20 protein-coding genes and 6 pseudogenes are annotated in these 24892 nt (G+C 68.9%); 9 read left to right on the forward strand and 17 right to left on the reverse strand.

Annotated elements, in window-relative coordinates:
• Positions 1-53: 53 nt before the first annotated feature.
• Both ACIQ7Q_RS24705 and ACIQ7Q_RS24710 read right to left on the reverse strand, forming a co-directional pair.
• Positions 54-1208: a zinc-ribbon domain-containing protein gene (locus ACIQ7Q_RS24705; protein WP_403866507.1), complete on the reverse strand. Its 1155-nt coding sequence runs from the start codon at positions 1206-1208 to the stop codon at positions 54-56.
• Positions 1209-1259: 51 nt separating this feature from the next.
• A pseudogene (locus ACIQ7Q_RS24710) lies at positions 1260-1691 on the reverse strand (zinc-ribbon domain-containing protein); the annotation flags it as partial.
• A gap of 98 nt (positions 1692-1789) precedes the next feature.
• Between ACIQ7Q_RS24710 and ACIQ7Q_RS24715 the strand changes: the two are divergent.
• Together ACIQ7Q_RS24715 and ACIQ7Q_RS24720 are read left to right on the forward strand one after the other, a co-directional pair.
• Positions 1790-3796, forward strand: coding sequence for a hypothetical protein (locus ACIQ7Q_RS24715; protein ID WP_403866065.1), 2007 nt, complete (start codon positions 1790-1792; stop codon positions 3794-3796).
• Positions 3796-5448, forward strand: coding sequence for a UvrD-helicase domain-containing protein (locus ACIQ7Q_RS24720; RefSeq protein WP_403866068.1), 1653 nt, complete (start codon positions 3796-3798; stop codon positions 5446-5448). Before ACIQ7Q_RS24715 ends, ACIQ7Q_RS24720 begins: the two co-directional genes overlap by 1 nt.
• Positions 5449-5564: 116 nt before the next feature.
• Here ACIQ7Q_RS24720 and ACIQ7Q_RS24725 read toward each other — a convergent pair whose 3' ends face one another.
• The 5 genes from ACIQ7Q_RS24725 to ACIQ7Q_RS24745 all read right to left on the reverse strand — a co-directional run bounded on the left by ACIQ7Q_RS24725 (position 5565) and on the right by ACIQ7Q_RS24745 (position 13480).
• Positions 5565-6290 carry a hypothetical protein gene (locus tag ACIQ7Q_RS24725; RefSeq protein ID WP_403866071.1) on the reverse strand — a complete coding sequence of 242 codons (726 nt, stop codon included), beginning with the start codon at positions 6288-6290 and terminating at the stop codon, positions 5565-5567.
• A 132-nt stretch (positions 6291-6422) separates the two neighbouring features.
• Entirely contained in the window at positions 6423-7334 is a 912-nt protein-coding gene (locus ACIQ7Q_RS24730; protein ID WP_403866074.1) for an HNH endonuclease, read from the reverse strand.
• Positions 7334-8854, reverse strand: coding sequence for an AAA family ATPase (locus ACIQ7Q_RS24735; RefSeq protein WP_403866077.1), 1521 nt, complete (start codon positions 8852-8854; stop codon positions 7334-7336). The genes ACIQ7Q_RS24730 and ACIQ7Q_RS24735 overlap by 1 nt, the downstream gene beginning before the upstream one ends.
• Positions 8855-9155: 301 nt before the next feature.
• Positions 9156-9830: a hypothetical protein gene (locus tag ACIQ7Q_RS24740; RefSeq protein ID WP_403866080.1), complete on the reverse strand. Its 675-nt coding sequence runs from the start codon at positions 9828-9830 to the stop codon at positions 9156-9158.
• A gap of 548 nt (positions 9831-10378) precedes the next feature.
• Positions 10379-13480: a hypothetical protein gene (locus ACIQ7Q_RS24745; RefSeq protein WP_403866083.1), complete on the reverse strand. Its 3102-nt coding sequence runs from the start codon at positions 13478-13480 to the stop codon at positions 10379-10381.
• Between the two features lie 196 nt (positions 13481-13676).
• On the opposite strand from ACIQ7Q_RS24745, the gene ACIQ7Q_RS24750 reads away from it, so the two are divergent.
• Positions 13677-14075 (forward strand): hypothetical protein, encoded by a 399-nt coding sequence (locus ACIQ7Q_RS24750; RefSeq protein WP_403866086.1) that lies wholly within the window; start codon positions 13677-13679, stop codon positions 14073-14075.
• Positions 14076-14247: 172 nt separating this feature from the next.
• On the opposite strand, the gene ACIQ7Q_RS24755 is transcribed toward ACIQ7Q_RS24750, so the two are convergent.
• Positions 14248-14391 (reverse strand): hypothetical protein, encoded by a 144-nt coding sequence (locus ACIQ7Q_RS24755; protein WP_403866088.1) that lies wholly within the window; start codon positions 14389-14391, stop codon positions 14248-14250.
• Positions 14392-14475: 84 nt separating this feature from the next.
• On the opposite strand from ACIQ7Q_RS24755, the gene ACIQ7Q_RS24760 reads away from it, so the two are divergent.
• Complete coding sequence (locus ACIQ7Q_RS24760) at positions 14476-15147, forward strand: helix-turn-helix domain-containing protein (protein WP_403866091.1); 672 nt, start codon at positions 14476-14478, stop codon at positions 15145-15147.
• A gap of 73 nt (positions 15148-15220) precedes the next feature.
• Here the strand turns inward: ACIQ7Q_RS24760 and ACIQ7Q_RS24765 are convergent, their stop codons facing one another.
• From ACIQ7Q_RS24765 to ACIQ7Q_RS24775, 3 genes and pseudogenes are all read right to left on the reverse strand, one after another.
• Entirely contained in the window at positions 15221-16054 is an 834-nt protein-coding gene (locus ACIQ7Q_RS24765) for an NAD(P)H-binding protein (RefSeq protein ID WP_403866094.1), read from the reverse strand.
• A 97-nt stretch (positions 16055-16151) separates the two neighbouring features.
• Positions 16152-16394: pseudogene (locus ACIQ7Q_RS24770) on the reverse strand (transposase); the annotation flags it as partial.
• A gap of 172 nt (positions 16395-16566) precedes the next feature.
• Positions 16567-16803: pseudogene (locus ACIQ7Q_RS24775) on the reverse strand (transposase); the annotation flags it as partial.
• Positions 16804-16810: 7 nt separating this feature from the next.
• On the opposite strand from ACIQ7Q_RS24775, the gene ACIQ7Q_RS24780 reads away from it, so the two are divergent.
• Complete coding sequence (locus ACIQ7Q_RS24780; protein ID WP_403866097.1) at positions 16811-17860, forward strand: Mu transposase C-terminal domain-containing protein; 1050 nt, start codon at positions 16811-16813, stop codon at positions 17858-17860.
• A 160-nt stretch (positions 17861-18020) separates the two neighbouring features.
• Here the strand turns inward: ACIQ7Q_RS24780 and ACIQ7Q_RS24785 are convergent.
• From ACIQ7Q_RS24785 to ACIQ7Q_RS24795, 3 genes and pseudogenes are all read right to left on the reverse strand, one after another.
• Positions 18021-18667: pseudogene (locus tag ACIQ7Q_RS24785) on the reverse strand (FAD-dependent oxidoreductase); the annotation flags it as partial.
• Complete coding sequence (locus ACIQ7Q_RS24790; RefSeq protein ID WP_403866100.1) at positions 18664-19434, reverse strand: aquaporin; 771 nt, start codon at positions 19432-19434, stop codon at positions 18664-18666. The pseudogene ACIQ7Q_RS24785 and the gene ACIQ7Q_RS24790, both read right to left, overlap by 4 nt.
• 40 nt (positions 19435-19474) lie before the next feature.
• Positions 19475-19789 (reverse strand): ArsR/SmtB family transcription factor, encoded by a 315-nt coding sequence (locus ACIQ7Q_RS24795; protein ID WP_403866103.1) that lies wholly within the window; start codon positions 19787-19789, stop codon positions 19475-19477.
• Between the two features lie 51 nt (positions 19790-19840).
• On the opposite strand from ACIQ7Q_RS24795, the gene ACIQ7Q_RS24800 reads away from it, so the two are divergent.
• The 3 genes and pseudogenes from ACIQ7Q_RS24800 to ACIQ7Q_RS24810 form a co-directional block, all read left to right on the forward strand.
• Positions 19841-20176: a low molecular weight phosphatase family protein gene (locus ACIQ7Q_RS24800; RefSeq protein WP_403866510.1), complete on the forward strand. Its 336-nt coding sequence runs from the start codon at positions 19841-19843 to the stop codon at positions 20174-20176.
• Positions 20177-20221: 45 nt separating this feature from the next.
• Positions 20222-20641 (forward strand): arsenate reductase ArsC, encoded by a 420-nt coding sequence (locus ACIQ7Q_RS24805; RefSeq protein ID WP_403866106.1) that lies wholly within the window; start codon positions 20222-20224, stop codon positions 20639-20641.
• Positions 20642-20646: 5 nt separating this feature from the next.
• Positions 20647-20779, forward strand: a pseudogene (locus tag ACIQ7Q_RS24810) (FAD-binding protein); the annotation flags it as partial.
• 776 nt (positions 20780-21555) lie between these two features.
• On the opposite strand, the gene ACIQ7Q_RS24815 reads toward ACIQ7Q_RS24810, so the two are convergent.
• Positions 21556-21864, reverse strand: coding sequence for a transposase (locus tag ACIQ7Q_RS24815; RefSeq protein ID WP_403866110.1), 309 nt, complete (start codon positions 21862-21864; stop codon positions 21556-21558).
• Between the two features lie 872 nt (positions 21865-22736).
• Between ACIQ7Q_RS24815 and ACIQ7Q_RS24820 the strand changes: the two genes are divergently transcribed.
• Positions 22737-23285, forward strand: coding sequence for a GNAT family N-acetyltransferase (locus ACIQ7Q_RS24820; RefSeq protein ID WP_403866113.1), 549 nt, complete (start codon positions 22737-22739; stop codon positions 23283-23285).
• A 66-nt stretch (positions 23286-23351) separates the two neighbouring features.
• Here ACIQ7Q_RS24820 and ACIQ7Q_RS24825 read toward each other — a convergent pair whose 3' ends face one another.
• Entirely contained in the window at positions 23352-23891 is a 540-nt protein-coding gene (locus ACIQ7Q_RS24825; protein WP_403866116.1) for a DUF4760 domain-containing protein, read from the reverse strand.
• 149 nt (positions 23892-24040) lie between these two features.
• A pseudogene (locus tag ACIQ7Q_RS24830) lies at positions 24041-24415 on the reverse strand (Imm49 family immunity protein); the annotation flags it as partial.
• Positions 24416-24892 lie beyond the last annotated feature (477 nt).

Here is a 24892-nt window from a genome sequence, read left to right on the forward strand (position 1 = left end):
CTGGCATGGCCGGTGAGAAGGAGCGAGGCTGGCCGACGGCCCAGCGACCGGGATCACGGCTGGGGGCGGCTTTTGCGCGGTGGATGGCACACCGGGCAGCGTTTGCCAGTACCGCCGCGGCGGGAGCGCTGATCGGGCGTGGCTTTCCACCGTCCCGGACAGCCAGGCTTCGAGCAGGCCCAGCGGCACGGTTTGGTGGAGCTCGGCCTGAGTTCCTTCGCGGTCAGGTTCGGTTCGTCGATTACTTCGACGAGCTCGCTGGCGATGGCCGGGTGCACGTCCTGCAGGGATTGGCCAGGCTTGGGGCGGACCCTGGCGGCAGCGGTGCGTCGGCGAGCGCATCGGGGACATCCGCTCGACTGGCCTGTGCGGCGGCTTAGAGGGGCGGGGTACTCGAATCGGCAGTGCGGTGCGGGGCACCTCCACTGGCATGTCTTGTTCGACGTGGGGAGCAGGTCGAACGCGGTCCAGTCGGGGTGGTCGACGACCTCGATGAGTTCTTCGGCCATCGTCGGATTGACTTCGGCGAGTGATTCACCGGGGCCCGGCCTGCTGTTTGCCACACCTACCCGTGCGTGACCGCACGGGCGACAGCCGCGGCCGGCAAGTGCACGGCTGTTCAGTACGGCCTTCCATTCGTAGCCGCAGTCCGGCTTCCGGCACCGCCACAGGCACACGTCGTTGCAGCCGGGCGGCATCCGATCAGGAGTCTTGCCCGGGTTGGTGAGGTTCGCTACGAACTCCTCCTCCAGGTGGGGCGCCACGTCCACTGCCGATACCTCAGGGCCGGCCACTGCCCTCTCCCACAGCTGGGCACCCTTCGTGAGCGCCGCTGTGACCTCGGCCGGTGTGAGCTGTCGCCAGGAAAGGCCGCGGTGTCGCAGCACGACGCCCACCGCCTTCGCCCAGTCTTGGGGGTTCACTCCTGGCCCGGCCTCATGGTGGGCGAGGCCGGGCACCGAGACGGGTGGTAGCCCGCGGCTTCGGATGCGTTCCACGTCGAGTCCGGCGGCGAGTGCTGCCTTCGTCTTCGCGGAGTCACGCTCCAGGCTTCCTGGCCTGCCGTGGGTCCATTCCGGGTCCAGGTCGATGAGCAGGCCCGGGGCCGGCTGGGGCAGGTAGAGGTCGAAGCGGTCCTCTCTACGCCCGGGCAGGCGGAGGCGGTGGTCCAGTTCCACGCTGAGCCCGGACGCGGCCTCGACGAGCATGGCGACGTTACATTCGAACGGGGAGCGGCCATGGCCGGTGCAGTCCGGGCACCCGCGCCCATTAGTGCGGTTGGCGAGCTTCGCCGGCCAGAAATGCCCTTGAGCGCACTCCCACTCGCACAGGTCATGAGACTGCGGGCGCAGGGTGTCCGGGCCACGGTCGGGACGGCTGAGGTTGCGGCGAAACTGCCGTGCCAGAACAGGATTCAGATCGGCCAGGGATTCTCCGAGGCCGGGAGCCCGGTTGCGGCGCTTCCAGCACGCAGGGCACCCTGAGGGTTTGACGGCACGGGTCCGAAACTGCAACCGGGCGGGCCACTGGTGACCGCATCCTTCCGCCGAGCAGCGCCACTGGCACCGGTCCGTGGAGGACAGCGGTATGTCTTCCAGCGCCATACCCGGGCTGGACAGGTTGGACACAAACTCGGCCTTCAGCCGAGCCCGAACTGCAGCCACCTCAGTAGCACTTCGCCGTTTGCCCATGGCAGCAGATCCTGACAGCCGTCACTGACAACGGCCGCCCATGGGCCTCGGGCTGGTGCTACCGGGCACCCCACAGCCGCCCGAGAGATCCAAGTCCCGTGCTGAGGGAGCACGTTCGTGTCTGGGTTATTCCATGTATTCGGCAGACTGCAGGTACATGCCGTGTTAAAGATGACTGTGTGCGTGTAACACGGATGCTGATTGAAGGCTTCAGAGGCTGGGGACACCTTGATGTGCGTCCCAGCAGCCATGTGTTGGTGGCGGGGGTCCCCCGCGCCGGACGCACCGACCTGATCACCGCCCTTGCCCGGGTTCTGGATCCGGATGCCGCGCGTGGCGCCGCCCTTTCCGATCTGCATCAGCGGCCGGTCATCCCCGACGGTGCTGACTCTGAACCGACTGAAGCGGTCGGTGACGCAGCCGAGGGGCAGGCAGAAGCAGTCGTCGAAGCCCCAGCCGCCGATGTCGTCGGCACGGACGGTGCAGCAGGAGAGGACGCGTCGGGCGACAGCGGCGCCCCACGGCAGCCTCCCCCTGCGGTGCTGCAGCGTGTGGAGGCCGCTCAGGTCGAGGTGACGCTGACCGATTTCGATCCCGATGTGCAGCAGTTGCTCGATGGGGTCCTGGAGCCGCTGGAGGACACCGGGTGCGCGAGTGAGGATCCTGATGCGTCTGCGGATGCTCCGCTGTGCGCACGGCTGGCCTATCGCCTGAGCTATGACGAGGAAGCCGAGACGCTGGAGTCGGTGGTGTACTTCCCGGCCCGCAGCAACCCGGTGCTCGGCCAGTACTCCCGGGTTCCGGCCGCCACCCGGCGGCTGCTGCCGGTGGTCACCCTCGATGCCGGCCAGCCCCTGCAGTTGCGTGCCGGTGCCGGCTTGCGGCGCATCCTCGACGACCGGGACGCCAAAGCCGGTGCCGCGGCGTTTGATGCGCTGGCCCAGGCTGTCGCGGAGGCCGTGTCGGCGCTGTCGGCCAGTCCAGCCGTGGCCGAAGCCATCAACGCGGTACTCGCGGTCGGCGGGACAGGGGAACGTATCGGCGATGCCCCGCTCACCGCGGAGCAGGTCGGCTTCCGCACCGAGGACGGGTCGGTGGCCGCACTGCTGCGGACCCTGCGCGCGGCGCTGCATCTGGACACAGGAGGCATGCTCGGGCTGGCCCAGCACGGCAGCACGGTCAGCGCGGTGTTGTCGATGGCCGAGGCTATGCTGCTGGCCACCGTGCCCGGAGCCGTGGTGCTGGCCGACGACTTCGGTGACCAGTTGGACGCTCCGGCCACCGAGCATCTGGCGGCCCTGCTGCGCGCCCGCTCCGGGCAAGTGTGGCTGTCCACCCGGCGGCCGGAGGCGGCCCGAGCCTTCGAGCCCACCGAGGTCATCCGGCTGGTGCGTCACGGCGGCGTCCGCTCCCACCATCAGCTGACCAGGATCATGGACCGCAAAGCGCTGGTCGCGATGCGGCAGTGGCACACCCAGCTGCTGGCCGCGCTGACTGCCCCCACGGTCGCCATCACCGAGGGCCCGCACGACGTGGCCGTGCTGAGCATGGTCGACCGCCGCAAGCCGCCCTCCTCACTCCCCCTGTCCGCCCATGGGGTGCGCCTGGTCGCGTCCGGCACCGGAGGTGAGGGGGGCATCGGCCAGATTCCCCGCGTCGCCAACCTGGCACGCCAGTTGGGCTTCCGCGTTCTGGCGGTGATCGACCGCGACAAGGACAGCGCCCAGACCACCGACGAGCTTGCCAAGATGCAGGCCGCATGCGACGCGGTGGTCCGGCTGCCTCCCGGCGCCATCGAGCGAGCCATGGCCGACGGCCTGCCGCTGAAGTCGCTCGCCGACGCCAGCGCCACGCTCACCGAGTACGGCATTCCCGACCCCATGGGCGGCCAGCTCACGGAGGGTGCGGTGACCAACCTGTGCAAGGTGATCCACAAACAGGGCTTGCACGAGCAGTTCCTGGAAGCCCTCTACGCCGAGCCCAGCGCACCACACCCGCCGGTGATCTCCATGACGCTGGCCCTCCTGGAACTGGCCGCTGATCCCTCCTACAGCGGGCAAGGTCTGATCGATGTGCCCACCGTGTCCCGGCCGGCAGGCGCCTGATGTCCTATCAGGCGCGCAAGGACCAACGCGCGGTGATCGAGAGCGTGGCGCCGGTGCTGGTGGTCAGCGGCGGCGCCGGCACGGGCAAGACCACGACCGCGGTCGCCGCCGCCCGCGCCCACCTGGAAACAGCGGACGAACAGTTGTTGCGGCTGCGGCAGGAAGCGGCCCGGCGAGGACATCGCACCCAACTGCCCGCTGCTACACGGGTGTTGTTTCTCTCCTTCTCGCGTACCGCCGTCGCCCAGATCATCGACCGTGCCGCGAACGTCATCGGAGAGCTGCGGCCGCGACTGGAGGTGTCGACCTTCCACGGCTTCGCCTGGAGGGTCATCACGGGCTTCGGTGCGCACCACGGTTATCCGCCTACGCAGAGCGTGCTCAGCCAAGCCAACCAGACCGTGCCCGGGGCCCCTCCCGGACTCACGTACAACCAGCTGATGCCGGCCGCATGCCAGCTGCTGGCCCTTAACAAGGTCCGCGACCACTACGCCGGGCGCTACACCCTCGTCATCTGTGACGAGTTCCAGGACACCGACGCCACCGAGTGGGCCTTCCTGCAGCAGATCGCCCCCGAAGCACGTCGCATCCTGCTGGGCGACGTCAACCAGAGCATCTACGAAGGCTCGTTCAAACCCGGCGTGAACCCCGCCGCCCGGATCGCCGACGCCATGGCCCTGCCCGGCGCCCGCCGCATCGACCTGCAGGCCGCCAGCTACCGTGACCCCTCCGGTGTGCTGCCCGCCGCCGCGGAAGCCGCCCGCCAGCGCCGCTTCACTGACCCCGCCCTCCGCACAGCCGCCCAGCAGGGACGCCTCTCCGTCACGCGGATCACCGACGACACTGGCTACGCGCAGGTCACCGAACTCGCCCGCGCCGCTCGCCAGAAGAAGCACACCGTCAGCATCTTCACCCACACCAACATCGCCACCACCTCCCTGTCCGACGCCCTCACCGCGGCCGGCCTGGTCCACGAACAGGTCGGCTTCACCGAGGCCCACGCAGAAGCCCTCTCCGCCCAACTCGCCCTCATCCAGTATGCACTCGGGCAGAAGCGCACCCAGGTCCGGCGGGCGTTGGCTGTGTTTGTCACCGCTTGCCTGCGTGGCCGCGGGCTTTCGCGTCTCGCACGGCAGATGCTGGACAAGTCCAACCCTGCGTTGGAGCGCGCCTTGCGGGCACTCGCGCAGGATCTGCGCTCGGCGGGAGTCGACCCCAACGCCGACGTCGACCGCCTCGCCGACATCGTCACCGGTGCCTACGCCCGCATTGGAACCTTCCGCGGCCAGGAGGCCTGGCGCCAGGCCGCCCCCACCACCCGCCGCGCACTGCGCCTGCTCAAGCAAGACCAGAGCATCACGGCGGTGGCCGAAGAACTCCACCGCGCCCGCGACGAGACCCTAGTGGGCGACACCCGGCCGCGCCCACGTCCGGTGCAGGTGATGAACCTCCACCAGACCAAGGGGCGTGAAGCCGACATCACCATCCTGCTGCTGGCCGATGACGAGTACTACGGCCCCGAAGGCGAACCCTTTCCCAACGGCTCACGACTGCTCTATGTCGTCATGACCCGCGCCCGCCACACCGCGCACCTTGTCGTCCCGGCCAATGCTCACCCTCTGTGGGCGCCCCTCATCACCTCCCTGGAATAGCCATTCCCACTCAACAGTCTTTAGCGTGTGCCGACCGCGGCGGCCGACGGGCCGTGGTTCGTTTGTCCCTATGATGCGGCTGCAGCGGAGCGGCCCACTGGGCTGATCCGGGGGCCTCAGACGTCCGGGTCGAGCACGGGGTTCCAAGCAAACCAGTCCAGCGCTTCCGCTCCCAGTTCGTACGGTGCGTGCAGGAGCGCTCGTTCCACCTCGGGCAGATCGTCATGAACGACGGCAGGCGCCTGTTTCAGGATCTCGGAGAAGTCGATCTTGTAGTCGGTCCCAAGGCGTTCTACGAAGCCGGGATCTCGTCCGTGAAGTCGGTCCATGGCAGCGCGTACCCGTGGCTCCCAGGCGGGCATCCCGAAGTGGTCGGAGGCACCGAAACCCTGGAAGGCGGCCAGGAGGAGGAACTCCTCGCGAGGGAACGTCTTCTGCAGGTACATCAGGTAGTCGGTGGACTTCTTGGCGTGTTTCTTGATTTCGCCGAGCGCGCCGTATCCGAACTGCGTCAGCGTGCCTGACGTACCGGGCCAGACGAGCTCGCGGTCGAGGATGCGCTTCTCGAACCGCAGCAGCGCATACTGCTTGGGGCTGTTCACCGCCTCGAGGGCCTGGTGGTAGACCCAGGTGTTGCGGGCGAACATGACACCATCATGCAGCTTGTTGCGCCGTCCCCTCGCTCCCGCGTGAGCGTCTTCGATGGGCCCGTTGCGCCAGACGAACTGGGTAATACCGACCGCGGCGGCGTTGGCGAGGTTTCCGCCTTCTGCGCTCACGCCCAACGCGCTCAACCGTTCCCGTGCATACGTGATCACGGCTGCGTGGTCGTAGTCCCCCACCGGCTCTCCCCTCCCCGGCGGGAGGCTCCCCCCACCGTCCCACTCCATTATCGTCGGGCAAGGGGCTTCCAGGTGATGGGCTTCGGAGCGGGCGGAAAGGCGCACAGGCGCCTTCCACTCGTGCGGCCTGTCCTATCCGGGGAGTTGACCCGTGAAGTGGTCCGTATGGAGCTCTTCGGGTGCGACGGCAGGGGGCTGTGGCCCGGCGGCCTGGCGCCAGCCGCCGTTGACGTACCAGGAGTCGGCGGCCAGTGCCCGGTAGAACGCGCTCTCCCAGCTGTTGGGGTTGGTGTGCGTCCACGCCTCGGCCTGCGATGCAAGCAGGCGGCCGACTCCGTCGCCAGGCAGGGCGGCGAACATGAAGGAGAGCGAGGAGAGGTGGCTGCCGACCTGGAGGGCGTACCGCTCGCTGAGGTTGAACAAGTCGAGGTGGGCCTGCAGTCGGGCGACGAACGCCGGGTCCCATGCAGTGGGCGCGTCGACGAAGAATTGCGCCGTCATCGGCTTGGTCGCGGTCTTCATGACGAGACGTGCGGCAAGCCAGGCGGTGCGGGAGAACTCGTCGAAGTAGGGGTGCAGGGCCTGGGCCTGGGCGGCTGCCGGTGATGCGTCCGCCTTTCCGGTGTTGCAGTCGCGGCAGGCGGGCACGAGGTTGGCCGGGACCACCGCGAGCAGCGGGTAATCGACCTTGGGGAGCTGGTGGTCGAGGGTCTCGACCTTGCCGATGCCGCACAGCGGGCAGAGGTCCTCGGCCGCGTTCTTGATGGCGTTGTAGATCTCGTAGCCAGGGGTGCCCTTCTTAGCCATGCGGTCGGTATAGACCTTGCGGAGCTGCTTGCGGTCCGTGGCGTCACCGGGGCGCGCTGCCATGTCGGCAAGGTCATGCAGGGTGTGGTTCTTCGCTGCCGTCTCGTACTCCTCGCCGGCCTCAACGACGGCTTCCTCAAAAGTCTTCAGGCGTGACTTGGCCGCGGGCCGGGCGATGCTGATGCAAGTGGTGTAGGTGGTGCGCACATCGAATGCGGGCAGGTCCATGCGGCGCATCAGTCGGTTCCCCCCGGTGCATCGGCCGTGCCGTCTCCTGTGCTGAGCAAGGCGCTCAGGACGAGCCGCGCCTCGCTCCCCAGCCGGTCCCCGAAGTGGGCGAGTACGTCGTCGTAGGTGTAGCCCTGCCCGGTCAGGCGGCGCAGTTCCTGCAGGAAGCCTGCTTCTCCAACCTCAAGGCCGAAGACCTCGTGGGTGAGCATGCCGACGTTCTCGCCGTAGGTCTGGATGCGGGGTCTGGCGGCCCCGAGATGCCGGCCGTGGCGGCGCAGGATCCACACACAATGCGCTGGAATCTCCTGAAGGACGACGGGAGAGTGTGTAGCGACGATGGCGAGGCCGTTGCGCTGGGCCAGCAGGTCCGACAAAGCCCGCATAAACGCGGCGAGCAGCGGCGGGTGGAGGTGGGCCTCGGGTTCATCGATGATCACCAGAGTGCGTTCGTCGACGTGCTCGACCAGCCGGGTCATCGTGAGCAGGACGATCTTGTGCCCGGAGCTAAGCCCGCGGAACAGAGTCCGCGCCTTGCGGGCACGGCTGCGTGGGCTGGTGGCGCGCTGGAAGTCCTCCAGCCATCCTTCCTCCAGGAAGCCGCTGCCGGAGTAGTTGAGCGTCTGCAGGGCCTCGATCCATCGGAGGGAGCGTTCGCGGGTCATGCAGGCGTCAAAACTGTCGCGGAAATCCCGGCGCAGGGCGGTGGGTGTCTTGAACCGGGGCGAGCGGGCGTTGTTGACACGCAGGCCCACGTAGGACGCCGTAAACATGTCGTCGCCCTCGACCAGGGGGAACTCGTCGAAAGCACTGAACGAGACGGTGACGAGGTTGGCGAACGAGCGGCCGTCACGGCCGTATTCGATGACACGGCCGAGGCCGGGCTGGGGATCCGACGCAGCGACGGCCCGGGCCAGGTGAGACAGGAGGAAAGACTTTCCCACACCGTTGCGGCCGGTCAGAGCGTGCACGTTGGTGGGGGGCTGGGAAGCGGGCTGGACCCGGAACTGCAGCAGCACCGGCTCGGTGCCGGGGAGGGTGGGCGGCTCGTAGGCGATGTCGAAGGAGGCCCTGCGAACGCCGCCATGAGCGATGCGGCGCCATTGTCCGCGGACGGTGGCCAGTTTGATGCCACGCAGCAGCGACGTGCGGGTGACGTCCGCCGGGGCCGTGCGCAGGATGTCTTCGTTGAAGGCCATGTCCCGCAGCGCGACGAGCACACCCTCGCTGGTGGAGGCGGAGGCCTCCTGGAGCCGCTCGTAGTAACTGTCGTCCTGGCCGAGTGAGAAGAAGCGGTGGTCCAGTGCGGTGAACCGGTCCGGTAGGGGAACCGTCAGATCCCCGTCTGGCCCCATGGAGATGTGACCGATCTTCACGGTGCCGATCTCATGGGCCGCGCCGTCCTCCATCAGGAACAGGTTGAAGGTGGTGCGGTAGCCGTAGTCGTCCCACCTGTCACGGACCAGCAGTGCGTCGGCGTTCCCACGCCATCTGTCGAGATTTCCGTAGTTGATCACTTCGAACCGCACGTGTCGCTCCGCCCCCGCTTCATCCCACTGGCTGCCCTGATGCTAGACAGCCCCTGTGCCAAGCCGGGCTCCGGGGAGCCGTCGCGCTGGGACTCCGTCCTACCCTGAAGGTCTCCAGGCCGCCCTTCACTGACCCGTGAACTGCACGCACAAGCACCGCCGACCGGCCTGGAAGGCTCCTGCCCTGCACCGGTGCCTGCCTTGCCGCACGCCCTGTCGCGTACAGGCACTGAACGGGCAGACCTCGCGGCAGCGGCGGTGGCGCGCGAGGTCGTCCGGGGCGAGCTTCGCCGGTCAGCCTCTAGCGCCACGCATCGGGATGCGTCGCGATCGCCAACCGGGCTGCATCCAGGAACGCTTGCGTCTGCCGCTCGACAGGAGCGGGTCCCAACCTGCTCAGCGCCTCCTCGTCCCCGTCTGCCGACATGCGCTCGATCATTTCGTGGCCTTTGCGGATGAAGTCCTTCTCCAGGGCATCTGACACCTCGGCGGGCTCCTCGCGGGCGTCCTGGACAATCACCAGGACGAGGCGTTCTCGGTCATAGCCCACGGTCCGCACCCGCCACCCCAACTGCCGTGCTGCACGACGCATCGCGGCCCGGATGAGCGCCATGCCTCCCAGCATCTCTGCGTCAGCCGGGTGGAGATTGGCCTGCAATGCCCCGCCGTACCCGCTGGCTCCTGGAGGGCAGGTGGCCTCAAGTACCGGCTTCAACGCCTCGGCCAGGGCGACACAGCGCGGGTCCTTGGCCAGTGCCGGCCGCTTGACCGTGGCTGCCTTCGCCAACGCCGTTTTCGTCGCTGCAGCGGTCTTTGGCTTCGCACCGGAACGGGCCTGCCTCGTCGGGCCGAATGCCCCAAGGTTGTGCTGCAGGACGACGAGAGCCTGCTCCATGCCTTCATGATCGAGCCGGGCCGGGAGGAGTCCAGCCTCGCTGCAGGCGATCACATGGGCCAGAGCCTTCTGGTAGGCCATGGACTGAGCTGCGGCGAAATCCCGTGCCAGACGAGTGCGGTGAGTTCGACCGGCCATCACGATCCCATCAGGCCTGCTTTCACTGCAGATACATCCCACCGCACCATGTATCCGGCAGGCCTTGGATGTGAAGGGTCAGATCCGAGCCGGGGTACATCGTCGTGGTCCTGGCGGCGGCCGGGTTCACCCGAGGCGGTGGCCCTAAGGGTGGTGTGCGCCCACAAACGCATGACCCAGTATGCCATCGCGGTCGCCTCCGGCGCCGGAATCCTGGCTACCTCCCGTCGCAACAGCCAGCCGCCGGGAAGGCTTGCGCGACGCCCCTGCGATTCCTCAACAGAGGTATCCTGCTTGAGCTTTGGCCAGTCACTTCTCAAACTCCTAAGCACCGATGTGGACGACTGGGGGGAACCGCTCCCCCGAGCTACGACCGTGATACTGCGGGGGCTGCGCAGTGAGGTCGGGGTTTCTTCGGCTCCGGCCCCGTGGGGCATATCGCCATGGAGCAAGAGGAGCAGCAGGATGGCGTCCCGTCTGGGGACTGCGGATCAGGCGCGTCCTCGGTCAGATGTCGTGACGTCCTCCACGACCGGCCAGCCGAACGGGTCATCATGCTCAACGTCGTCCGTCCAGTAGCCGTACCGGTCGCCCAGTACCGATCGCAGTGCCTGCCCGGGGAAGCCGTGACGGACGACAAGGCCAAGGGAGTGAGCTGTACTCACCGCGGCGACCGACAGGTGTGTCCGAAGGGCACGTTCGGTGAATGCCTCTGCGGGGACAGGCGGGTCCTCGGGACGCTCAGCAGCCTGCATGGCGGCGAGGATGCGGGCCCGGTGCTCCGGGGAATCGCCCGGCGAAGGGCGCAGGCCCTGCTGCTGCGCGCGATAGTTTCCGGCGGCGTTGGCGATGGCGGTCAGCAGATGCCAGTCGCGCCAGCCTTCTGCCCGCAACTGCCTGGCCGTGCGCCTGAAGCCGGGGACCGCGGACAGGCGGGGAAGGGTGTGGCGCACGATGGGGAGCATCACGGCATAGCGGTTGCGGACGGTTTCGATGGCTTCGTTGTGCTCGTAGCCGGGTCCAGGCCCGGTCCGGGCCGGCAGGGCAGCTGGTTTCGCTCGGCCGCGCGGCATGCCTGCTCCGACGGCCGGATCGGCAAGCGCGGCCATCGTCTGATAGTCGTCGGGCCGCAGGAAGTCGGCAAGTTCGTCGTAGGGGCGACCGACGAGGAGCTTGTGCCAGAGGCCGCCGGCAAGCGCCTGCTCGACGAGGTGCATGAATGCCTTGTCGGAGAGCAACGACTGGGAGAGCACCACCTTGATCAGGGCGGTGAGCAGTCGGGGTGGCTCTGCTTCCAGGTCTGCGGGGGCGCCGGCGGGCAGGCGCAGCCTCCACCGGTTGGTGTCCCGCTCGGCGCTCTGAGCGCAAACGGCGGGCTGGTCGTGCGGCAGGGCATCGTCTGCGCGGATCTCGACACTGACGCGTCCGGGCAGGAACAGCGGGTCCTGTGTGGCGAGTTCACCGAGGAACACCTGGAGTGCTGCGGTGTAGCGTTCCGCGGCCAGCACCGAGAGGTGTTCGTTCGGGCAGGTGATCTCCCAGTCGACGCCGAGCGCGTTCCAGGCATAGCTGCGTGTGGGACCGGCGTCGCTGAAAGGCCGTCCTATCCCTTGGGTATCGGCCTCCTCGGTGTACGTCTCTTCGGATGTTGTGGGGTCGTCGGCGGTCGGGGCGAGCAGGTCGTCGATGAGGGTGTCGATGCCTACGGAAGCGGTGATCTGGCGGAGCAGGGGGACGAAGCCGGGCCGCACCGCGTCGGCACTGCGGAGTGTGAGCACCTGCTCGGCCATCATCTCCCAGACATACGGGTAGCGTTCGTGGTTGTACGGCTCGTCGCAGTAGACGTCCTGTGCCATGAGTCCGATGCAGAACAGGCGGGTGGCGGAGATCCAGTTCCCTGCCTGGCGGTCGTACCGGGCGGCGAGGATGATGCTGTGGGGGACGTAGCGATTGAGCTCGGGGGCGGGTGCGGTCTTCGCGGCGGCGGCTGCTGCGAGCGCGTACTGTTTGGCGGCGATGGGCAGGCCGAGTTCGCTGTAGAGGTGCGCGCACAGCAGCAGCATGATCAGGCCACCCTCGAGGGTGTCGCCGCGCAGCCAGTTGACCTTGGCTTCGTGGATCTCCTGGAGCGCTTGCGGGAGGCGGCCGCTTCTGATCAGGGAGTGGCCCCGGGACTGGGCGCGTTCACCTCGTGCGGTCTGGCCGGAGACCCGGTCGGTGGCCTTATCGAGCAGGTCACGGACCTCCCGGTAAAGCGGATGGTCCACCAGTACGGGCGTGAGGTAGTCGAAGAGGTCGGCGGTGTGCTCGATGGGGAACATCGGCGCGTTGTCCAGGTGGTGGCACAGCCGGAGCAGGGTGTTCATGCCGGTGTCGAGATCCGTCAGCGGCGGCTCCGACTGCAGGGCAGGTATCGGCTCGCCGGCCTCTACTGCTGCGACAACGGCTGCGGTGACCTCCGCGACGGTGGGCAGGTCCTCGGGCACGGTTTCGAGGTCGGCGGCCATGTCGGCGTGCAGGGCCAGGCGGGCCCGCATGGCCAGCAGGTGGGCCATGGAGTTGGCGGGCGGAGCGGCGTCCAGCAGGCCGTCGATTTTCTCTGCCAACAGACGCTGCCAGCCGCACAGGTCGTCGGCGGTCAGCGCGGTGAGGCCGCGCGCCAACGCCCCGAACGCGTACTGGAGGAGTATGGCCGCGTCCTCGAGGATTCCCGGGTCGGTAAGGGCGTCGTCGGTGGTGACCGTGTCGAAGAAGTCGCGGGCCAGTTGATCCGTCGGATGCATGTCGCCGAGGCCGCGCAGGGTCGCCACAACGATCTCGTAGCGGGCCCGCAGAGCGGTGTGCTCCCCCGCTGCAGCGGCCAGCAGAGCCCGTGCATGGCCGATCCACTCCGGCAAGTCGGCGCGGGCCTCCTCGTGGAAGGTGGCGTGGCGCAGCGGAGCCCGCAGGTCCACCAGGTCGCCCAGGGTGCGGGCTGGCTCGTCGTTCGCCTGCCATCGCCGGCGGGCTTCGACATACCAGTGGGGCAGTTCACCGGCCCCGTCCGGGCGCGGCGGAGCGAGGTCGGAGGGCAGGTGGAGGTACTGGACGGCGAGATAGAACAGGTCGTAGTCGGCGAGGTGGAGGGCGAGGGCAGCAGCGTCCCAGATCTCCAGTTCCACCTGGTGTGTCCGGGTGGCTTCTTCGATCAGGTCGTGCCGTTTCCTGGCGGGCACAGCCGTCACCGTGAAGTAGATGACGCGGTCAACGGGCGTGCCCTGCCCGCAGATCGAGGCGAGGTCCCTTCGGATCTTGCCCGGGACGCCGGTGGCCTGGATGGTGCAGGCCATCACCACCCGCTGGGTGGAGGCCTGCGACGCGTACAGGGACGTGCCGGGCAGTTCTCGGGGGATGTTCGTCCAGTGGCTCTCGGCATCCCGGCCCTGGTCCCCGCCGCTGCTGACGGGGCCGGTCGCGGGGAGCAGATTGCTGGTGATCCTCCGGCGGGCCAGGCCCAGGCACAGGGCCTCGAACTCGTGATGGCTGTTGCTCTCGCCGAGGATGCTCAAGGCGAAGCGGATGCGCCGCTCGAGCTGGACGGCGTCGTCACTCACGTCGGTCCCCCCTGGTCTCACTGCCGCAGTCACGCATAACCAGTGTCCAGCACCCCACTGACATCCAAAGGCCCCGGCGTCTGCGCCATCGTACGAACAGGGGGCCACCTTGTCCCGGGGCTCGCTCTCGTACCGGCAAGCACCGGCGTGCATGGACAGGGACCTGCACGAGCGCGCTGTGCTCGAGGATGGGGGCATGGCTGACGACCCCACCGCCGCTGGGCCCCATCCGGAACAGATCCCCGCGCGGGTACACGCAGTGGGGCCGGGCTGGCGGCAGTTGCTGGAACATCTGCATGAACAGATCCGTGCGGCCTTCCCCGGCTACCGTCTCCTCGATCTCAAAGAGAAATTCGGTGGTCTGCGTGTCTACGCGGAAGGGCCGCCGGAAAGCGGCGACATCCTGCGGAGCCTGATCGCCTCGGCCGAGGCGGAGGCGGAGCGCACCTGTGAGTTCTGCGGCGCCACCGGCCGCATCCGCACTCGGGGTGACCAGCCGGGAGGATGGCGCAAAGCCGTATGCGACACCTGCCACAGCGCCTGGTCAGCACACAACATCGTGATCGTTCGTGGTGCCGTGCGCGACCGCAGATGAGACCACCATCAGCTGGCTACCGCAGGCGGCTCCCCCCGCCTCCGCCCTATAGGGATTCTCCCTATATTTGCGGCAGTCTCATCCAAGCTGCAGCGCTCCAGGTCAGAGAGCCCATACAGGTCTCAGAAGCCATCGCATTACACCTGCGGCAGCGCAGGTCAGGAACACGCGGTCACCGCAGCATCGGTGAGACCTCACACCGCTCCCGGCGGAGCCACGCGGGCACCAACATGCGGAAGTAGCCGGGGGCCAGGAAGTGCATGACCCCCGTGACGACCAGGAACACCGCCAAGGCGGCGGCAGCGATAGCGTGCATGGCACGATGATCCATTCACCGTGTGCCTGGGCACTTGAACAAAACGATCGCCGCATCGTCTTCGCCTCCGGGACCGAAGCGACGATGTTCGCCGAATCCCGCCCGTTCCATGTCGCCCCACACCGGCTGCCCGCGTGGAAGGTCGTGCTGCCGATCGGCGGCCACGCCCAACTCCGACAGGCTGGACGGCCCATGGTGGCGGCGCCCGGGCTGATCGTTCCGCCCCAGCTGGCCCACAGCTGTGCGACGACCTCGCCCTACATCGCCCTGTTCATCGACTCCTGGCTGCTGCCCTCCTACCCGGAGCCGATACGGCTCGATGCCGGCGAGGTCCGCCGCCTGCTCGCCGCGCTCGGCACCACCGATTCCCACGGCCCCGACGCCGGGGTGGACTTGGCCGCCGCATACACCGAGCTGCGGGCACTCTCCGGGGACACGACCCCGCTCGATCCGAGAGTCGCTCACGCCATCCATCTGTGCACGTTGGGCGATCCGGACACGCCCATCACCTCCATCGCCAACGAGGTCGGTCTGTCGGCCCCGCGGCTGCGCGCCCTGGTCCGGCAGGACGTGGGCATTGCGCTTGCGCGCTTGCGCCGATGGGGTCGGCTCCGCACCGCGATCGCCGACCTGCCGGATTCGACTACCGCCCTGGCCGCAGCCACCGCAGGTTTCGCCGACCAGGCCCACCTCACCCGTACTGCGCGGGACTTCATCGGGCGTACGCCTGCTTCTCTGCGACGCGCTGAAGCGTAGGGCGAGCCCTTGCCGGCCCGTCACACCCCCTACCCTGAGAGCTCCGGCGGCCCGGCTCTGACGGGCGGGTGTCTCAGCGGAAGATGTCGGCGTTCTCCGTAGCCCACTGTTGGAACGTTCTGGCCGGGGAGCCGGTGACCCGTGAAACCGTGTCGCGCACCACCAGCAGTTCGTCGTTGACGTCTCCGCCCGTGACGTCGAGCACCGCATCCGCGGCCTCGTCTCCGAAGACCGCGGCCATCTGAGCGCGAGCCTCCTGCCGGCTGATCTCCATGAAGGGCACATCGTGCCCGAGTGCTGCCGCGATGGCCTCGACCTGCTGCCGGGCGGTCACCTGCTCTGGACCGGTCAGGGCATACGTACGCCCCCGGTGGCCGGGCTCGGTCAGCGCCACCCGCGCCACCGACGCGATGTCCGCGGGGTGGATCGTGGGCAGCCCGGTGTCCGCATACGGCGCACGGACCGTCTCACGGTCGCGGATCGACGCCGCCCACATCAGAGCGTTCGAGGCGAACTGCGTCGGTCGCAGGATCGTCCAGGCCAAGCCGCTGTCCTGGAGCAGCCGCTCGACCGCCAGGTTCTCACCGGCGGGGCCCAGATGCGGATGGGTCTGGACCGTGATGGACGACACCAGCACCACGTGCTCCACACCCGCCAGCCGGGCGGCCTCGAGGATGTCGGCATCCGAACCCAGACGCGACACGAGGAACAGCGAGCGCACCCCCTCCAGAGCAGGCTTCAATGACTCCGTCTCCACGAAATCACCCTCAACGGCCTCGACCCCTTCGGGGAACGTGGCCCGTGCGGCGTCGCGGGTGAAGCCTCTCAGCGGCCCCGCACCGCATCGGTGCAACTCCCTCAGCAGTGCACTTCCTACGTTTCCGGTGGCTCCGGTCACGAGAATCACGAGCGCGTTCTCCTGTCGTCAGATGATCAACTCAAGGGCACGCTAGAAGCTCAATCGCACTTCAGGTCAAGGAGACCCCTAGGGTCTTTCGTTTGGATCACCGGGCAGACCAGAGAAAGATGCCAGCGATGTGAAGCCCGGCCAGATAGATGGTGGCGGTCTTCTCGTAGCGGGTCGCGATGCCTCGCCGCTGCTTCAGACGGTTGATGCACCTCTCGACGGTATTGCGCTGCTTGTAGCTCTCGCGGCCGAAGGCCGGTGGCCTGGCCGGAACGGGAATCACCGCCCGGATGCTGCGCTGGCGCAACTGCTCGCGGATCGCGCGGGACAAGTACGCCTTAGCCTCGATCGTTCATGAGTCCCCGTCAGCTTGCTGGCGGGGACGTTGTGTCTGTGTGGTGGGGTCTTTTCGGGGCTGAGGCAGGCTGAGGGCCCGAGTGTCGTCTCAGTGGGCGCCGGGTTCCACTTCGCCGGTGGGGGGTGCGGGTTGCCGGGACGTTCGAAGTTGCTGGTCAGCCGGGGTTCGGGAGGGTGTGGAGCGTGTCGATCGCGTGGGTGATGACGTCGGTCCAGGGCCATCGGGCGGTGAAGCGGAGCCAGTGGCGGCGTCCGGTGTTCACGAGCTGGGCGGCGGCGGAGAACAGGCGCAGGCGGAGCTTCTTGGGTTCCCAGCGGCGGGTATCGCCGGTCAGGGCGAGCATCGGCATCCAGGCGAGGAGGTCGAGTGCGAGGGAGACGATCTCCAGCCAGATCGGGGTGACCTGGTTCATCGACTGCGCCACCAAGGCGATCACCGGGGTCGCGGTCACCGCGCACGCTCCGAGCCGGGACGCGGTGCTGGCGTCCCTGCGGATCGCGATCACCCGCACCGAGCCGTTCGGTCCGGTGGGCGGGCTGCCCGGTCAGATCCGGGTCGACCGCGGCAAGGAGTTCCTGTGCCGGGCGGTCACCGCGGCGATGGGCGCGCTCGCCGTCCCCGTGACCGATCTGCCCGCCTACAGTCCACATTTGAAGGGCACCGTCGAGGCTTTGAACGACGCGGTGGAGGAGATGTTCCTCGTCTCCCTCCCCCGCTACACCGGCCGCCAGAAACTTAACCGCGGCACGGTCGCCGACCCCGACGCCCCGCCCCTGACCTATGAGGCGTTCGTGGGTCTGCTGCTGGACTGGGTGACCTGGTGGAACACCTGCCACCAGCCGTCCGCGCTGAACGGGAAAACCCCCCTCCAGGCGTGGCAGGCCGACGCGACCCCCCTCACGGACGTGCCCGCGGGGCAGCTGGCGACATTCGCCCTGGAGGACGACGGCCGCACCTACACGATCAGCACGTCCGGGGTCCGGTGGCGCCGCCGCGACTACCTCGCCCCCTGGATGAACGGCCGGACCGGCACCAAGGTCTCGGTACGCCACCTGCCCCACCACGACGACACCGTCGAACTCTTCGACGCCACAACCGGCCGTCACCTTGGTTCGGCGTTCCTGGCCGCTGCGGCGAGCCAGGAACAGATCCGTTCCGTCCAGGCCGCCCGGACCGCGGCCGCCCGGCGGCTCAAGGCCGACCTGAGGGCAGCGGAGAAGTTGCGTCGGCGGCGCTTCGAGGCCTCCACCACCGCGGCCCCGCCTCGTCCGCTCATCGCCCCGACCTCCGCCCAGGCCGAAGAGGAACTGGGAGCGGCGGCGCAGACGGACCGCCGTGCGCTGGCCCGTCCCGACTTGGTTCCGCACGGCCCCGCACCCGATACCTGGGCCCGCCCCAGACCCCCGCACACACCCACTCCTGATGAGGACCAAGCTGATGATCGCTGACCTGGACTACGGGCTGCTTCCCGACGAGAGCGAAGACCACTTCCTCGGTCTGGAGCAGGCCCAGCTGGTCGGCACCGACACATTGCTGACCACCCGGGACAACATCGAGGCCGTCATCGAGGCCAAGGCCATGATGTGCGTCTACGGGCCGGCCGGATCCGGCAGTCGCCGCGTCGAAGAGGGCGCGGCCGTCGATGTCGTCGGCGAGGTAGCGGGGCGGGCGCTGGGTGACCCAGGTCAGGTCGATGCCAGCGTGGGCGAGGTCGGCGGCGATCTGGGCGCCGGAGTTCCCGCCGCCGACGACGATCACCCGCTGGCCGGCGAACTCAGCGGGGTCCTGGTACTGGACGGTGTGGAGCTGGCGGCCGGTGTACTCGCGGCGGCCAGCTACTGCCGGGACGAAGGGGCGCGTCCAGGTGCCGGTGGCGCTGACGACCGCGCGGGCCTGCCAGTCGCCGCCGTCCGTCGCGACGCGCAGAAAGGCGCTGTCCCGGTGGACCGCTTCCACCCCTACGCCGCGCTGCACGGGCAGTTCGTACCGCTTCTCGTAGTCGGCGAGGTAGTCGACCACGTGGGCGGCGTCCGGGTAGAGCTCGCCCGGCTGAGACGACATGAGCCGCCCGGGCAAAGAGGAGAACTGGGCCGGAGAGAACAGGCGCAGGGAGTCCCAGGTGTGCTGCCAGGCCCCGCCCGGCGCCGTCTGGGCGTCGAGGATGACGTGCTCGATACCCCGGCGGCGCAGATGGTACCGGCGGCAAGCCCGGCCTGGCCGCCGCCGATCACCACCACATCCGTGCGCTGCGTCATGCGGAAGGCTTGCCCCGCATGAAGATGACCGCGACCAAGGCCAGACCCACGACGGCGCCGACCAGCTGCATGCCGATGAACGCCGGCACGGAGGCGGGGGCGATGCCGGCGAAGGTGTCGGTGAAGGCGCGGCCGATGGTGACGGCTGGGTTGGCGAAGGAGGTCGAGGAGGTGAACCAGTACGCGGCACCGATGTAGGAGGCGACCGCGACGGGTGCGAAACGGAGGCGGTCGGTGCGGGCCAGGCCGAAGATCAGCAGGATCAGCCCGGCCGTGGCGACGACCTCGCCGAGGAGGAGGTTCCCGGCGGAGCGGTCGTGCTGCGACCACTTCACCAGCGGCTCGCCGAACATCGCGTCCGCCAGGATCGCGCCCGCGAGCGCACCGGCGATCTGCGCTGGCACGTAGACCGCGAGTTCGCGGGCGGTGACTCCGGCACCACCGCGTCGGGCGGTCCACCACTCGGCCAGCGTGACCGCCGGGTTGAAGTGGGCGCCGGAGACCGGGCCGAGGAGCGCGATCAGCACGCCGAGGCCGAAGACCGTGGCGGTGGAGTTGGCCAGCAGCTGCAGCGCGACGTCGTCGGTGAGCTCGGTGGCCTGGATGCCGGAGCCGACCACGACCGCGACCAGTGCGGCGGTGCCGACCAGTTCGGCGGCCGCGCGGGCGATCAGAGGCGTACGGGGCGGGGTCGCGCCGGGCGCGGGCTGCGGCGCCGTGTCCGCGGGGGCTATGGCGTCACTCGCGGCGGGCTCGGTGGCGGTCAAGGCAGGTTCTCCTCGGGCAGGTGAGGCAAAGCGCGAAAGGCTATGGGCAGGACCGCTTGAGGTTCGCTTCGGCGGTGGCGCGCGCGGTCTGGGCAAGGTCGGCGAACTGACCGGCGAGCGATTCGATGACTTCCGGGCGCAGGCGGTAGTAGATGTACCTCCCGCATGGCTCCGTCTCCACGACCCCGGCCTCGCGCAGCACCTTCAGGTGGTTGGAGAGGTTCGTCTGCTTCGCTCCGGTCTCCTCGACCAGGTGCGTGGTGCAGAGCGTCTCCCGTGCGAGGAGGGTCACGATCTGGAGCCTGAGCGGGTCGGCCAGAACCCGGATCAGATCAGTGTCGACTGACGTCATCATGGGCTGATACTGTCACATCAGCTGGGGCTGACACCAGCCTGAACTGACCTTATTGGCTCCTTTGAACGGGAACGCCATGTCCACGTCTTCCTCGCCCCGTCTGCCCACCCGACCGAGGAGGTCGAGCCGTTCGTCGCGCAGGCTCTGACCGAGGCGGGCGTGGACCTGGCAGATGCCTACCCCAAGCCGTTGACCGAGGAGGTCGTCCAGGCCGCCGACATCGTGATCACGATGGGCTGCGGTGACGCCTGCCCCGTCGTGCCCGGCCGCCGCTACCTCGACTGGCCCGTCCCCGACCCCGACGGAGCTCCGATCGCCGTCGTCCGCGACATCCGCGAAGCCATCGACACCCGCATCACCGAACTCCTCACCGAGCTCGGCGCCTGACCAATCCGCTCATCCCCGCAGTTGCCCGACCTTCAAGGAAGAACGATGTCCTCCACGCCTGCCGCGTCCGTCCTGTTCGTCTGCATCCACAACGCCGGCCGCTCCCAGATGGCCGCAGGCTTCCTGCGCCACCTCGCCGGCGACCGCGTCGAGGTCCGCTCCGCCGGCTCCGTGCCCGGCGAGCACATCAACCCCTCCGCGGTGGCCGCCATGGCCGAGCTGGGCATCGACATCTCCGACCAGAAGCCCAAGGTGCTGACCCCCGAGGCCGCTCAGGCGTCCGACTACATCATCACGATGGGCTGCGGGGACGCCTGCCCGTACTTCCCCGGCAAGACCTACCTCGACTGGCAGCTCGAAGACCCGGCAGGCCAGGGCGTCGAGGCCGTCCGCCCCATCCGCGACGAGATCAAGGGCCTCATCGAGGACCTGATCGCCGAGATCGACGCCAAGAAGCAGGGCTGACACCGATGCCGCAGACCAGCGCCGGCGACGGCATACGCGACGTCATCATCATCGGCTCCGGCCCCGCCGGATACACCGCCGCCCTCTGCACCGCCCGCGCACAGCTCAAGCCGCTGCTGTTCGGCAGCTCCATCTTCGCCGTCGACGGCCCCTCAGGACGCCAAAGCCTGCGCCGTCGTCCAGGGCCGCGGCACCGTCTGCGCCACCCAGCAGGGCGCCGTGGCCCCCGCCCCCACCGCAACAGGCTGAACCGCTGTTGTCACCTCTGTTGTGAAAGGCTACGACCCTTGGTGAGGGCGGGCGCCGCCTCACTCCACGGGGGAGCAGTGTCGCTGCCTATCGTTCGGTGGCGCGGGCGCGCAGGCGGGCCATGATGCCGTTCGCCGGACCCACATCCACCCCGCGGCGTTCACGTTCGAGATCGCGACGCGCCTGCTCGCAACGGGGGCACAGCCCGCCTTCCTCTGGCCGGTAGCCGTCCCGGCGACGCGCTCCCGCCGGCCTGGCCGCACACACCTGCCCGGTCTGCGACCGCGTCTTCACCGCCAACCCCCGACTCCGCCAGGTCTACTGCTCGCCCGAATGCCGCCGCGAGTCGGAAAGACAACGCCACCGGACCCGCGACGAAGAACGAGCACGACGCCTCGACGAACACCCCCGAGCACTACCGCCCGCCCCGCAGCCGGCAGCCCCCAAAAAACATCGCCCCTCTGGCACCGACGGCAGTCCGGAACTGTCCTCACTGCGACCAGCCCGTCACGATCGTCGCCCTGCTCGCCACCCAGGAAGCCGCCCGCCCCACGATCACCAACCGCGTCACCGACATCGTCCCGCTCAGACGCCTCCAGTGAGCTCCGGCCGACCGTCACCGATCAGCGGGCCCGCCGACCTGACGGTCGGCGGGCCCGCAACAGTCAGGTCACCGATCGCAGCCGGTCCAGCTCGCTGCCGAGGAACCCTGTGTCGTCCACGACCAGCACAGTCGGGTCGATCTCCTCGTGTATCCGCCACGCCGGCCTCGCCCGCACATGAGCGCTGTCCCACGGGCTGGAGGTCACGAAGTGAGCCAGCGCCTGACGGTTACCGTCCTCGCCCAGCCGGGCAGCCATCTGCTCCACTGACTTGCGCCGCCCGTCCAGCAGTAGCCCGCGCACGTATGCCCGCCCCCAGCGGTGCTGATCCGTGCGCGTGAACGCCTCGAACATCCCCGCTGTGAACGCCACCAGGTCCTCCCGGACCTGATCCAACTCCCCAGGTGTCACACACCATCAACGCGCACAGCGCCAGCAGGACACGCCATCAGCACGTACACCTGACCAAGCCCTACTAGAAGCCCCGCGCAACAAGCTGATCGTGTTTCACGGGGTCGGCGGCATCGGTAAGACCACTCTCTCCTGCAGGCTCGAGAACGCGCTCGCTGGCCCCGCCCACCGGCCCGCCCAGTGGGGCGAGCCCACTTTGCAAACACGGATTTCGAGCAGCTCGTACTGACCATCCGGGCCTCGCTCGCTGCACTCGGCCGCCCACCCGCTTCTCGACCTGGCACTTGTTCAGAGTGCCTTCCGGTCAGCCTCACCCAGCAAGCAGGAGCGAAGACGATGTCATCACACTATGTGCGGCCGTAGGAGCGCACGTCGGCGGAGGCTACGAAGGCACGGCAGGGTGAGGCCATGATGCCCAGGCCGACTCCGAGCGCTACTGCCGGCGGCACCGGGAGCTGCAACCCCGGCGAACCGGTGCCGACCCGGCGGGCGTAACGAGCGACACCGGCCGCACGATCGCGAGAAGCACCCACAGAGCCGCTGCTGCTGACGCATGTCGAAGCGATCTGGTGGGCGGCGGATGCGTTCGGCCGCGTCGTAGGCATCTCAGCGGGCCAGCGTCGAAATCGCGGGTCATTCGGAGTTCCCCCAGCCCACCCACCCAGTGCGTTGCCGCCGCGGCTCCTCGACACGTGCTGGAACACCGCTGACCGGCAGGGGCGATGTCGGGCATTGGGGCCGGGCGGCGAGCGACGGCGCCGTGACATGCTGTGGCCCCGCCGGGTCGCGCAAGGGAGCAGCGTCAACTGCCCGTGGATTCCTGGGGAGGTTCCGTGATCATCACATGCGCACAACTGGACGATCTGCCCATGCTGTTGTCCTTCCGCGATGAGGCGGCGGCCTGGCTCGGTGGGCTCGGTACCGACCAGTGGCGTCGTCCCTACCCGGCAGAACGCCTGCGGGCAGCCGTCGAAGCGGGGCAGACGTTCGTAGTGCGCGACGGCGAGGTGACCGCCGCCATCGTCACCTTGGCCCCGGTTCCCCCGGAAGGGCTGTGGACCTCGCAGGAGGAGGCCGACCCTGCGTTGTACATCAGCAAGCTCACCGTGGCCCGCACACACGCCGGGCAGAACCTCGGCGGGCGGCTGCTCGACTGGGGCGGGGACAGGGCGTACCGGTCTCGGGTGGCCTGGGTCAGGCTGGACGCCTGGACGACGAACCGGGCCCTGCACCGCTATTACCTCCGCCAGGGCTTCGAACACGTCCGCACGGTCCTTGAAGGCAGCGCGGTCAGCGGCGGTCCCCGGGTGTCGGGCTGGCTCGCCCAGCGCGCGGCCCGCCCGGCGGAGCACGGTTTCGCGGACCGGACGCCGGTGGCCTGACGCGGCGGGGGCAGGGGCGGCAGGGTGCGACAGCCTCGAGCTCGGGAGGCGCCACGGCCCTGAAGATCACCTCTGCAGGGGGACACTCCTGTCCTCGGGCGGAGCCGCAACGCGCCGCGGAGTCATCAGAGCGGCCAGACGCTCGAGGTCCTCGTAGAGCCGCGGCTCACAGCGGGCGCGCCTCTGGCGCTCGATCCACGGTCGGTAACCCTCCCAGATGGCGATGACCGAGCCGCCCCATGCCTGGTCGATGACTCGCAGGTCGAACGCGTCCGACCGCGCGGCCACTCCGAGATGGTTGTAGATCGTCAGGTAGGCGTAGACGAGCCGTGTCGCCGTCCGGTCACCCGCGTCCATTCGGCCGATCAACGCGGAGACGGCCGCGGGGTCCCGCTCGTCAGGGATGCCCTCGTCGCGCAGTTCCTTGCGCCTGTCCATAGTGGCGGCGAGGTACTCCACCGTCGCCTGCTTGCGCCGTCGGTCATGGTCGAGTGTCGTGGCGCGCGACAGCATCACGAGCTGCCACAGCACCGCGCCGAAGGCGACGACACTAACCACGAGGGCACCGAACGAGGCGACCAGCGACCAGCGCTCATACGACGTCACGACCGCACACCCTACGCAACTCGCCGACGTCGCACACCGGTTCCTTGCCTTCGGCCGGGCAACCCAGCCGTCCATCAGGAGCCCCCGACACCACCCACTGGAACAGCTCGCCCGCGGTCGATGTCGCCCGGGCCGCCTGTGCCACGCCGCTACTTGGCGTGCCAGTACCCGAGGTTGTTCTCGCCCGCGTCCGCGGCGCGCTGCAGCTCGTCCGTGCGGCCCAGAATGCCGTGCGGCAGGTAGCCGGAGCGGACCTCCAGCTCCCACCCGTGGACCTGGACCGCGAGGGCTGCCAAGGCGAGGGTGTCGAGCGGCAGCAGCGTCCGCGGGACGGGGTCCGCGCCGACGCTCTCCCGATGCTCAACGAGCCGGGCCACAAGGGCCTGCTCGAAGGCGCTCCGTTCGTCGTCGAGCAGGACGCGCAGAAGCCGCTGATCCGGCGTCAGGGCGCCGGCTGTGTCCAGCCGCCCGGCCGCCTCGGCGCGCTCCTGGGCGTCCGGCTCGCGGAGGGGCACGGTCGGCCAGTCCTACCGCCAGGAGCCTGAGCAGCCGGGGACGGCTACTCAGGCCGGGCTGCATGGGCAGTTGGCGGTGGACCCGGTGACGGACTGACGACGCACGCAGCGCCATGATGGCGACGGCCTTGAGGCCCCGTGGAGCGCCGGCGGCCTGGGTCTCCTGCGGCTGTGGGAACCGCGAGCGGCATGGGGTCGTTGCTCAGCGTCGAGAGGGCAGGGATGCCGTTGACCAGCGCAGGCGCTCACTGGCATGCAGACGCTGTCTGCCAGACGGCCGACTCGGAGGAGATGTTCGCCGACGCTGCGGAGCAGAGTCGGCGTACCAGCTCACCGTCGGGCGCGGGCCCCACAGTGTCCTCGATCCAGCAGCGGGGGTCCGGTGCCGCCCTGAGGTGCGGGATGCGACCCCGGTTGATCGGTGGTGTCATGGAAGAGGGATCTGGCGCGCCGTCACCGCCATGTCCTGGCAATCGGCGGGCTCAC

This window comes from Streptomyces sp. NPDC096176, from assembly GCF_044763255.1.
Classification (GTDB): Bacteria; Actinomycetota; Actinomycetes; order Streptomycetales; family Streptomycetaceae; genus Streptomyces.